Origin of the sequence: Microbacterium sp. (genome assembly GCF_049661145.1) — a bacterium.
Classification (GTDB): domain Bacteria; phylum Actinomycetota; class Actinomycetes; order Actinomycetales; family Microbacteriaceae; genus Microbacterium.
On sequence record NZ_JBASZT010000377.1, the window covers coordinates 1 to 10,463 of the forward strand.

Sequence of the window (10,463 nt, forward strand, 5' to 3'; positions counted from 1 at the left end):
GTCGCCGCCGTGCCGCCCGCGGTGACGATGGCAAGTCCCCGGCCCCACTGCGACTGCGGCAGCAGCGACGTGGCGTACACGATCACGGTGGCCCAGAAGACGCCGTGCGCGACCGCGGCGACCACGCGCGTCGCGAGGGCGACCCCGACCGTCGGCGCGAGGGCCGTGGCCAAGTTCGCGAGCGCGAACAGCGCGAGCGACGCGGCGACGACGACGTGCCGGTCGACGCGGTTCAGCAGCCGGGTCAGCGGGATGCTGGTGACGATCACCGTCAGCGCCCACACCGAGATCAGCATCCCGATCCGCTCCGGCGTCGTGCCGAGATCGGCGGCCATCTCGGGCATGAGCCCAGCCGGCAGCGTCTCGACGGTGACGGTGAGGAACACCGCGAAGCTGAGCAGGAGCAGGGGTCCTCGCGGAAGAGGCGTGGTCGACGGACGGGCGGCGGGGAGGGTTTCGGTGGCCATGACCCGAGGCTATAGTTTGACATCAATGTCAATGTCAAGGCGGATGTCATGAGGATCGGCGAACTGTCCACGCGCACCGGCATCCCAACGCGGATGCTGCGGTACTACGAACAGCAGGGACTCATCGACGCACCGCGCGCCGGCAACGGCTACCGCGACTACGACGACGACGCCGTCGAGCGCGCGGAGCGCGTGCGCGGGCTCGTGCAGGCGGGCCTGTCGACCCGCATGACCCGCGTCGTGCTCGACATCGAACAGCAGACCACGGAGGGCCTGCCACGCGAATGCTCCCGCGAACTCGCCGCGGAGTTGGCCACCGAGCTCGCGGCTCTCGAGGCGCGACTGGCGTGTCTGTCGCGCAGCCGCGACGCAGTGGCCGAATTCCTCCGCCGCGCGAGCGTGGCCTGAGCGCCCGGATGTAAGGTCTCGGGTGCGTCGGCGATGCCGAGCGCCCGGGCCACCGCTGCGGCGCAGGTTGCCATGTAGTTCCACCTTTCCACGGTGGAACTACATGGCAACCGAGACCGACTTGGGTCAGACAGCGACGGCGGCGTCGGCCGCCTTGACACGCGTGACCAGCGCGACGAATGCCGCCACATACGACGCGAGGAACGCGGCTGTCGTCTCGTCGGTGACCTCGCCCTCGTCGGTGATGAGTCCGGGCGTGGACTGGATGAAGCCCTCCGGCTGCCCGAGCGTCGGCGCGTTGAAGTGACTGAGGATCGTCTTCAGGTGCTGCTGTGCGACCGCCGCGCCGATCCCGCCGCCCGAGGTCCCGATCACGGCGGTCGGCTTTCCGCTGAAAGATGCCTGCCCGTAGGGGCGAGCCGACCAGTCGAGGGCGTTCTTCAGCACTCCTGGGATCGAGCGGCTGTACTCGGGCGTCGCGATGATGACGCCGTCGACCTCGGCGATCGCGTCCTTGAACGCGCGAGCCTCGGCCGGGAAGTCGGCCTCGAGATCGACCGAGTAGAACGGCAGGTCCTTGATCGGGATCTCTACCAGTTCGACGCCCTCGGGCGCGAGGTTCGCGAGGGCCTTGGCGAGCTTGCGGTTGATCGAGGTGCTCGAGATAGAGCCGACGATGTAGCCGATTCTGATAGTCACAGTCGTGTCCTTCCGATGTCGTACGCCGTGCGTTTCGGCACGGTCCACCAAGACCAAACCGCGACCCGGGTGGTCCATTCCGTCGAATGAAACCTGGCGTCACAGAAGGAGCAGCGAACCTGTCCCCCTGCGGCGCCGGCACTCACACGCGCAAGATGCCGGTCGCGACGACGAGCCCACCACCGGTGATTCGCACCCGGGTGCCCTCCACCCTCACTTGCAGGATGCTGGGGCGTCCGAGCGCCGTGCCTTGGTCGATCCGCACCGTCTCACCCGCGCTGGCGAATCCAGAGTGCACGAGGAGCGCAGCCAACGGGCCCGCAGCGGTACCGGTCGCGGGATCCTCCACGATTCCGACCGTCGGGTTGAAGAAGCGCGCATACGCGTGCCGGTCAGTGCTCGGCGTCACCGCATAGAGGTAAATGCCCTCCTCCGCACCCGCTGCCGCCAGCAGGGGGCGCAATGCCTCGGCATCCGGTCGTGCGCGGTCGACGACGTCCGGCGCGACGACCGCCACCAGCAAATGCGCCGCCCCCGTGCTCACGACCTCGGCGGACCGTACCGCGTCTGACGTCAACCCAAGTGCGGCGGCGAGTTCGGTGGTCGGCGCGGTGCCGTCGAGGAACTCGGGTGACGACTGATCGAGTGTCGCCGTGGCGGTGTCATCGCCACGGGCCAAGATCTCCACCTCGAGCAGTTCGTCGCCCAGCTGCTGGAGGTACGTCGACCGGCTCGGATCGAGCCGACTCGACGTCGCCAACCAGATCCACGCGCCAATGGCGTTGTGCCCGGCGCCGACCACTTCGGCGCCCACAGCGGTGAACGACCGCAGCCGCCACTGCGCGCGGGAATCAGTCGGAGCGGGAACGAACGTCGTCTCGGACTGATTGAACTCGCGTGCGATGCCCCGGAGGGTGTCGTCGTCGAGCGCGTCAGCGTCGAAGACGACCGGCAGTGGATTGCCGGCCAGCGGACGGTCAGCGAAGACGTCGACCCAGGCGAACGGCACCCGGATCGACGCGCCACCGCGCGTCGGCGGCAGCGAGCTCACGCCGCGCGCGACCAGAGGCGGGTGACCTCCACATGAGTGCGCAGCAGATTCTCGCGCGCATCCTCCAGCGCGAGCCGCGCCTCTTCGAACGCCCGGCGGGCGTCCTCGAGCCGCGGATCGGTGTCGATCCATGCGCTGCGTGCAATGCTTCCTCGGACCATGATCCCTCCTTGACGTGCGGTGCCGACGTGCGGCGTGAACAATCGGTGAACCCACGCTAAGAGGCAGCAACGAAGACGTCACGCCCTGTACTTCACCGGTCGACACGCTGCGTCACACGGCGTCATGCACCGCACGACGAGAGGATGCCGAGGGCACGCACGACAGCGCCAGTGAAAAGCCGACTCGAAAGTCTCGCGACATGAGCCAGACGTTCTCGCCCCACGGCGCGGCAGCGCCAGTGAAAAGCTGACGCCGCACGGCCCGTGCGAGGCCAACGGCGGCGAGTCCCTCAGCGCGACGCAAGCCCCCGCCGCCGCAACGCCGCGCGCATCGTGTGACGCCCGTGCAGGCCCGACCGGTCGCGCACGCGGGCGAGCACCCCCTGCAGCCATCCGCGGTCCTGCTGCTGCGTGCGGTAGTACGCCCGCACCGCCTCGTCGTAGCGTTCGACTTCAGCAGATTCAACGGGGCGGTAGCGCTCGCGGTGCCTGACGACGCTCTGCGGCAGTCGGGGCTTGATACCCGCGGCATCCGCCGGGTCGGGATGCCCGATCCCCAGTCCCACGACGGGGAAGGCACCGGACGGCAGCGCGAGCAGCTCCGCGACCTGCTGCGGCGCGTTGCGCACCGAGCCCACGTACACGGTGCCCAGACCCAGCGACTCGGCAGCGATGACGGCGTTCTGCGCCGCGAGAGCCGCGTCCACGAAACCGACGAGGGTGCTCTCCAGGTAGTCCACGGCGTCGGCGGGCGCCGACCGGTCGGCGGCGAGATGACGGGCACGCGCCCAATCGGCGACGAACACGAGGAACACCCCGGCATCCCGGATGAACTGCTGGTCCCCCGACAGCCGCGCGATCGCGTCGACGCGGGCCGGTTCACGCACCTCGATCACCGACCAGGCCTGCAGATTCGAGCTCGTTGCGGCCGACTGCGCGGCCGCAACGATCGCCGTGACGGTCGCATCATCGACCGGCTCGTCGGTGAACCTACGCACCGAGCGATGCCGATACAGCAGTGCCAGCACATCGTCGGATCCGACTCCGGAACGGATGCCGACCGGAACCTCCCCGCCATACCTCTCACGCAGCGTCGCGTCGGTCGTGGCCGCTGAAGACGCCACGTCAGGCATGAGCAGCCTCCTGCCTCGTCCAGCCCAGCTGAGGCGCCACTGTCTCGGCGACCGAGGCGAACACGCGCTTCTTCTGCGGCACCGTCAGCTCCGTCAGCGGCGTGAGCACGAGCTCGTCGATCAGCTCGAGCGCGGGATCGGCCGACAGCCGCGCGACGATCTCGTCGGGAGCGCCCGCGTACAAGGGGCTCGCTTGTCCCCGCTGCTCGGGCGAATCGGTGTAGCGCCCGTCAGGAGTCACCAGCCGGTCGTAGAACTCCTTGAGACCCGCGAACTCGTTCCGGTCGTCGTCGTCGACGATCGGAAGAATCGACCGGCCGAGCGCGACCCGCGGCGTGCGGTCGGGGTGGTGCACAGCGAACTCCTCACGGTAGTGGCGGATCACCTCGGCCTGGGTGTCGCCCAGCGTGGGCCCTGTCGCTTCACCGTGAATCGTCGACAGAACGAGGTTCAGCCCCAGCCGTGCCGCGCGCAGCGCGCTCGACAGCGACCCGGCGCCGTACCCGAGCCGATGGTCGAGCCCGGGGCTCCGCGGGAAGGCGATCAGTTCGTCGGGCGCGTCACCGTACGGACCGTGCGGCAGCGGGACGGTCCCGTCACCGACGGCGTCGGCCTTCGGTATCGGCAGCGCCGCAATCGGTGAGTCCCCGAGCCCGTCCCCCCGGATGGCGGCCAGAATCGCGGTGAGCTTGTCTTCCACGGCCTTCGCCCGCGCGACCGGGTCGGTGACCCCGAGGACGATGCCCGAGCTGAGCCCGAGATCCAGCCGGCCGCCGCTGAGCAGGTCGGTGGTCGCGGCATCCTCCGCGAAACGCAGCGGATCCTCCCAGCCGATCGGGATGATTCCGGTGGCCAGCCGGATGCGGCGCGTTCGAGCCGCGGCCGCGGCGAGGAACGGGAACGGCGCCGAGAGCGTCCGCACACTGTGGTGGATGCGCACGCCGGCACTGTCGTAGCCCAGTTCCTCCGCGAAGGTGAACAGGTCGAGCCCGTCTTCCAGTGCGGCGAGCGCGTCGGCATCCTGCTCGTAGTTCAAGAAGACGAGGAACCCCAGATCGAAACTCACAGCAGTGCCTTTCCCTCGTGGTCGATCGCGCGGCGCTCACCGGCGCGCACGGGGAACGGCAGGTTGTTGCCCACCGGAGGAATGGGGCAGTTCCATGCGAGGCTGAACGAACACGGCAGCAGGCTCACGTCGTTGAAATCGATCCGGGTCGGCCCGGGACTCGCGTTCAGGCGCAACACGCGCCCCGCCCCGTAGGTCTCCTCCCCCGTCGTCGCGTCGGTGAACAGCACGGCGAGCCCATCGTGGTCGGGGCCCGGTGAGGTCGCAGCCAGGGTATAGGTGCGGCCGTCGACGACGAAGGAGACGTCCGCGACGACGGGCACGTCCACCGGTCGGGGATCGCGGTGGTGAGCGATCGCGACGGTGCGACCGCCGACGACAGGCACGATGTCGGCGGTGAGCACCCAGGACGGGTCGTACGGAAACGCCGAGATGCCGGCGAAGCGCCGCGCCCAGTCCGAGTTCGGGTTCCACACCTGCAGCGCGTACTTGGTGTCGTCGTAGGTGAAGATGATGCCTTCTGCGCCGTCGGGAAAGCGCGCGACCGCCGGGCCGTCAGCGGGATCGGCATACAGGACAGCGTTGCCGTCGACCATCGAGCCATTGGTGTCGCTCTTGTCGTCGGTATTTCGCAGGCGGATGCCGTCGGCCGCTGTTGCCGTCACCAGCAATCCGCGCTGGCCCGCGGGTAGCGGCGCCCAGGTGCCGGGCGCCCCGGCGACGGTCGTGCCCGGTTCGGTGACGAAGTCGCCCCACACGAAGGATGCCGGTCCACGGGGCCCGGCGGCGGCTCTCGCGTGTGCGGCGATCCGCTGCTCGTGGCGGGCGGCGACGGGGTCGGTCGAGGTCGCGGTGGTGGTCATGTCGCGACGATACCCGCGGTGCGATGGGCCGGGGTCGGGACGGGCGGCTCGGACGTCATGGACGGTCACACGGCATCCTTCTCACACGGCGTCGCATGCCGGGATTACTTCGCGTGACGCCCGGTGTCTGTCCTTGACGCAGACGCCGGCGGCTGTGTTCCGGGTGCGCCACGCTGTCTCACACCGAACGGATTCTCATGAGCTCCACCGCCGACGCGCAGCACGACACCGGCATCGCCGCCGCACCCGACACACTGTGACGCCCCCCGAGACTGGCGACGCCCAGGTGACACCCGGTGCACCGCGGCGCAAAGCCCCGCGCGCAGCGACCGATCCCCGCGCCGCCCTCCTGTGCTGCCTCGCGGCGGGATTCGCGACGCTCCTCGATGCGACGGTGGTGGCCTTCACCGCGCCGCCCGTGGCGACAACGCTCGGCGCGACGACCGCGGGCGTGCAGTGGTTCCTCGCGTCGTACTCGTTGACCTTCGGACTCGGACTCGTTCCCGCAGGACGGCTCGGCGACGCGTTCGGCCGCCGCGGACTGTTCATCGCAGGACTCGTCACGTTCCTGCTCGGTGGCATCGCCTCGGCCCTCGCCCCTGCCGTGTGGGTACTCGTGACGGGGCGGCTGCTGCAGGGGCTGGGTGCCGGCTTCATCAGCGCACAGGTCCTCGGCATCATCCAGGACACGTTCCACGGCACCGCGCGCGTGCGGGCACTCGGAGCGTACTCGGCGGTCGGCGCGGCCGCCGCGATCGTCGGACCGCTCGCCGGTGGGGCGCTGCTGGAAGCGCTCCCCACCGAGTCCGGCTGGCGGTGGGTGCTGCTGACCCCGATACCGTTCACGACCGCAGCGATCTGGCTCGGAGCGCGCGGCCTGCCGCGCGATCGACCGGGGCGGATCTCATCGGGCCTCGACCTGCCCGGCATCGCGATGCTCGGCGCGTTCGTGGTCATCGTGACGCTGCCCGTCATCGATCCGGGTCTCCCCCTGCCGATGACCCTCGGCATCGCCGCCGTCGCCGTCGTGCTCGCCGGCGCGATCATGGTATGGGAACGCCGATACGCACGGCGCGGCCGGCTGCCGCTGTTCGCCCCGTCACTCATGCGATCAGCCGGGTTCGTCACCGGCAACATCGTGGCGCTGCTGTGGTTCGGCAGCCTCCTGGCCCTGTCGACCGCCACGACGGTGTACTTCCTGCAAGCGCACAGCATCTCGGCATTCACCGTCGCCATCGCGTTCGTGCCATCCGCTCTCGCACGCATGGTCGCCTCGCAACTGAGCCACCGCGTGTTCCTGCGGGTCGGCCGCCCCGTCGTCGCACTCGGTGTCGGGATCGAGCTCGTCGGCGTCCTCGCGATCCTCGCCGCCGCGTTCGTGTGGGACGGCTGGCCACTGCTCCTCGCGGTCAGCGCGCTCCAGGTGCTCCTCGGACTCGCCGGCGGCCTCGTCGAGCCTCCGCTGCGAGCCATCACACTCGGCTTCGCCGATCCGGCGCTGCACGGGGTCGCAGCATCCTTCCTGCAACTCACACAGCGTCTGTCTGCGACCTTCTTCGTCGCGCTCGCGACCGGTGTGTTGCTCGGTGCCGGGGACGGCATCACCCAGGACGGTCTGCGCTGGGCGATCATGATCTGCGCCGTCGCGTGCGTCGTCGCGCTGATCGCGGCGCTGCGGCCCTCGTTCCGCGGTCCGGATGTGTTACCGGCCGTGTCGGCGGGCCCCGGCGCGGCAGACGCCGACGGCGATACTGTCCCGGTGGGTTCCACGACCAACGAGTACGCCGCGTGGACGCCGATCCGCGTCGAATGGCACGACGATCGTGCCGCGGCGCTGCGGGCGGCGATGGACGTCGAGATCGGCGCCCGTTACGGCGACCTCGTCGCGTCGTACGACGCAGAGCTGCGCGCTCGGTACGATCGGGACTTCGCGCTGGATCCGCGCGATATCGTTGCGACGGTCCTCGTGTTGGATGCCGATGGCACCCCGCTCGGCCACGCCGCCCTCCGCCAACTCGGTAACGACCTCGAAGTCAAACGCGTGTTCGTCCAGCCCCACGGGCGCGGTCGCGGCGTCAGTGTCGCCCTCATGACCGAGCTCGAAAGCATCGCCGTGGAGCGCGGCGCTCCGCGACTGATCCTGCAGACCGGCGACCGCCAGCCCGAGGCGGTACGCCTGTACCAGAAGCTCGGGTACAGGCCGATCGAGCCCTTCCCGCCATACGCCGACTGGGACCTGTCGCTGTGCTTCGAAAAGGTGCTGTCGGCGTGAGCGCGCGCGCCGCGGAACAACCACATCACGTCACCTGGGTGCGCCGGACGGGGAATGCCTCGTCAGCACCGCGTCTATACGTCGAGGGAGAATCCAATCTTCAGCTCTGAGCCGGGAACACCGCCCACAGCCCAGTTCTCGATGGGCGGTTCGTTGAGGCGTTCCTCGTGGGCGCCGCCGTCTACATCCTCATCAACCTCACGGTGGCCGGCTTCGCCAAGTTCCTGGAGAGCCGCCTGGGCCGCAGCGTCCGGTGATCCCCAACAACACCTCGGCCTGGCTGCGCCGGTCCTGTGACGGCTACAGAATCCTGTTCGGGCGCACCAGGCCTGGGGCGCCCGAACAGGATCATGGCGCCGGTGGCGCGGTCAGCGCGGTCAGCGCGCTCCGGGCGCATGACTGCTTTACAGTTTCGCCGTATTGCGGAATACTGGGGACATGTCCAGCGCAGAGTTTCACGGGTATGTCGGTGTGCAGCGTCGCGGCCTGATTGCGTTGCCTACCGAACTGCGGCGCCGACTCCACCTCGACGAGCCCGGCGCCCAGCTGGAGATCACGGAGCGTCCAGATGGCGTCGTGGAACTGCGCCCGTCGCTGCCGGTTGCCGCAGACCAGGCATGGTTCTGGACCGAGCGCTGGCAGGAGCGCGAACGCGAGGTCGACGAGCATGTCAAGGCGGGTCGCGTCACCGTCCACGAGGACGGCGACGCCTTCCTCGACCACCTCGACACGCTGTGAAGTTCGAGACCACCCCAGCCTTCGACTCCGACGTTCGGAGGCTCCGGCCGGAGCACCTGGCAGAATTCCGTAAAGTCCTCCGCGAGAAGTTCGTCCCCGCCTGCGACGCGTTCGCCGCTGACCCGGCGACACCGTGGCCGGCCTCGCTGCGCGTGAAGTCGGTGCGCTCGGCACCAGGGATACTCGAAATGACCTGGTCCTTCGCGTCGCCTGACGGGCGCGCCACGTTCGAGCTCGCGAGCGTCGCGGGGGAATTGCGTGTGCGATGGCGACGGGTCGGCGACCACGCCGTGTTCAAGAACCCCTGATCTACGACTCGAGGTCGAGGCCGTATCGTGACGGATGCCGCGGCCACGGCATCTGTTGTCACGCGATCGCTCCTACGGGCACCTCGGCATCGGCGTCCACACCCGCCGACGCGGCGTCGAGCCCCCATACGTCCGCGATGAGCTCGTACGAGTGCTCCCGGTCGCGCGGGTCATAGGCGATCGTCGTCAGCAGAAGCTCGTCGGCGCCGGTGACACGCTGCAGCGTCTCCAACTGCTCTGCCACGCGTTCGGGAGAACCCGTGAAGCGGGTGTCGAGTCGGTCCTTCACGACCTCGGCGATCTCGGGCGCGAAGGGCGGGGCGAGGGCGTCGTCCGGCGCCGGGTAGGCGATGGCGCCCTGGCCGGCGCGGATGCTGTGCACCCACTCGGCGTATCCCCGCGACAGCCGTTCGGCGCTCGCCTCGTCGTCGGCAGCGAACACATCGACCGAGACGATCACGTGGGGCTCGGCGATGACGCCCGGCCGGAACGCGTCCCGATACGCAGCGACGGCGTCGAGGACGAATGCGGGAGCGACGTGGTAGTTCGCCCCGAAGGGAAGCCCGAGCCTCCCCGCAAGTGCGGCGCTGGGACCGGCGGTACTGCCGTGGATCCAGACCTGAATGTCCTGACCCTCAGCGGGAGTCGCATGCACCGTCACGCCTTCATCGGCGACGTACGGACCCGCGATGAAAGCGAGGATGTCGAGCACGTCCTGCTCGAACCTGTCGCTGTCACCTTCGGTGCGCCCGAGCAACCGCAATTGAGCGGCGAACCGCGCCGAATCGAAACTGATGGCGCGGGTGGCGGGCAGGACGAGCCCATCCACGACGCTGCCCTCACGCGCCGGCAAGACGGCGCCGGCACCGGTCGGACGCACCGCCCCCGAGCGCCCGATCCCCAGGTCGAAGCGACCGGGATGGAGGGCTGCGACCGTGCCGGCGGCTTCGGCGACCGGCAGCGGCGAGTAGTTGCCGATGATGGTCGCGGCCGTTCCGATGCGGATGCGCTCGGTGGCCGCCGCGATCGACGCCAGCAGCACGTGCGGCGCCGACCCTGAGATCCCGGGGTTGAGGTGGTGCTCGGCGAGCCAGTACCGGCTGTAGCCGAGCTCTTCGGCGCGACGGGCGAGCCGGATGCTGGTGCGCAGGCCGTCGGCGGGAGTCTGTCCCGCCGAGAACGGCGCGAGATCGAGAACGGAGAGGGGGACGTGGGACATGAGGACTCCAGACAGGTGGCGGTGATTAGGTGAAAGCGAACGGGAACGGCCGGGCCTGCACGTCGTGGCGTGCAGGCC

The 10,463-nt window shown here is 69.5% G+C and carries 11 protein-coding genes; 3 read left to right on the top strand and 8 right to left on the bottom strand.

Annotation, left to right across the window (positions count from 1 at the left end; translation table 11 throughout):
• Window positions 1-467: MFS transporter (locus WBP48_RS15480; RefSeq protein WP_424441649.1), on the bottom strand; the 467-nt coding region annotated here is incomplete at its 3' end.
• 48 nt (window positions 468-515) lie between these two features.
• Between WBP48_RS15480 and WBP48_RS15485 the strand changes: the two genes are divergently transcribed.
• A complete protein-coding gene (locus tag WBP48_RS15485) occupies window positions 516-875 on the top strand; it encodes a MerR family transcriptional regulator (RefSeq protein ID WP_424441650.1) in 360 nt (119 codons plus the stop codon).
• A 126-nt stretch (window positions 876-1,001) separates the two neighbouring features.
• Here WBP48_RS15485 and WBP48_RS15490 read toward each other — a convergent pair whose 3' ends face one another.
• The 6 genes from WBP48_RS15490 to WBP48_RS15515 all read right to left on the bottom strand — a co-directional run bounded on the left by WBP48_RS15490 (window position 1,002) and on the right by WBP48_RS15515 (window position 5,848).
• Complete coding sequence (locus tag WBP48_RS15490) at window positions 1,002-1,574, bottom strand: NADPH-dependent FMN reductase (RefSeq protein WP_424441651.1); 573 nt, start codon at window positions 1,572-1,574, stop codon at window positions 1,002-1,004.
• Between the two features lie 142 nt (window positions 1,575-1,716).
• On the bottom strand, window positions 1,717-2,625 hold the full coding sequence (locus tag WBP48_RS15495) for a PhzF family phenazine biosynthesis protein (RefSeq protein ID WP_424441652.1): 909 nt from the start codon (window positions 2,623-2,625) through the stop codon (window positions 1,717-1,719).
• Entirely contained in the window at window positions 2,622-2,786 is a 165-nt protein-coding gene (locus WBP48_RS15500) for a hypothetical protein (RefSeq protein WP_424441653.1), read from the bottom strand. The genes WBP48_RS15495 and WBP48_RS15500 overlap by 4 nt, the downstream gene beginning before the upstream one ends.
• A gap of 290 nt (window positions 2,787-3,076) precedes the next feature.
• Entirely contained in the window at window positions 3,077-3,919 is an 843-nt protein-coding gene (locus WBP48_RS15505) for an NADPH-dependent oxidoreductase (protein ID WP_424441654.1), read from the bottom strand.
• Complete coding sequence (locus WBP48_RS15510) at window positions 3,912-4,985, bottom strand: LLM class flavin-dependent oxidoreductase (RefSeq protein ID WP_424441655.1); 1,074 nt, start codon at window positions 4,983-4,985, stop codon at window positions 3,912-3,914. Before WBP48_RS15510 ends, WBP48_RS15505 begins: the two co-directional genes overlap by 8 nt.
• Window positions 4,982-5,848: a DUF1684 domain-containing protein gene (locus WBP48_RS15515; RefSeq protein ID WP_424441656.1), complete on the bottom strand. Its 867-nt coding sequence runs from the start codon at window positions 5,846-5,848 to the stop codon at window positions 4,982-4,984. Before WBP48_RS15515 ends, WBP48_RS15510 begins: the two co-directional genes overlap by 4 nt.
• 256 nt (window positions 5,849-6,104) lie before the next feature.
• Between WBP48_RS15515 and WBP48_RS15520 the strand changes: the two genes are divergently transcribed.
• Both WBP48_RS15520 and WBP48_RS15525 read left to right on the top strand, forming a co-directional pair.
• Window positions 6,105-8,120 (top strand): MFS transporter, encoded by a 2,016-nt coding sequence (locus WBP48_RS15520; RefSeq protein ID WP_424441657.1) that lies wholly within the window; start codon window positions 6,105-6,107, stop codon window positions 8,118-8,120.
• Between the two features lie 438 nt (window positions 8,121-8,558).
• Window positions 8,559-8,858 (top strand): AbrB/MazE/SpoVT family DNA-binding domain-containing protein, encoded by a 300-nt coding sequence (locus WBP48_RS15525; protein ID WP_424441658.1) that lies wholly within the window; start codon window positions 8,559-8,561, stop codon window positions 8,856-8,858.
• Window positions 8,859-9,224: 366 nt separating this feature from the next.
• On the opposite strand, the gene WBP48_RS15530 is transcribed toward WBP48_RS15525, so the two are convergent.
• The gene (locus WBP48_RS15530; RefSeq protein WP_424441659.1) at window positions 9,225-10,385 is read right to left on the bottom strand and encodes an LLM class flavin-dependent oxidoreductase; all 1,161 of its coding nucleotides are present in this window, start codon (window positions 10,383-10,385) and stop codon (window positions 9,225-9,227) included.
• Window positions 10,386-10,463: the final 78 nt, after the last annotated feature.

Bases quoted from the DNA above. Each gene is read 5' to 3' on its own strand.
- WBP48_RS15530 (WP_424441659.1), bottom strand. From the start codon at position 10,385: ATGTCCCACGTCCCCCTCTCCGTTCTCGATCTCGCGCCGTTCTCGGCG.
- WBP48_RS15515 (WP_424441656.1), bottom strand. From the start codon at position 5,848: ATGACCACCACCGCGACCTCGACCGACCCCGTCGCCGCCCGCCACGAG.
- WBP48_RS15505 (WP_424441654.1), bottom strand. From the start codon at position 3,919: ATGCCTGACGTGGCGTCTTCAGCGGCCACGACCGACGCGACGCTGCGT.
- WBP48_RS15500 (WP_424441653.1), bottom strand. From the start codon at position 2,786: ATGGTCCGAGGAAGCATTGCACGCAGCGCATGGATCGACACCGATCCG.
- WBP48_RS15525 (WP_424441658.1), top strand. From the start codon at position 8,559: ATGTCCAGCGCAGAGTTTCACGGGTATGTCGGTGTGCAGCGTCGCGGC.
- WBP48_RS15485 (WP_424441650.1), top strand. From the start codon at position 516: ATGAGGATCGGCGAACTGTCCACGCGCACCGGCATCCCAACGCGGATG.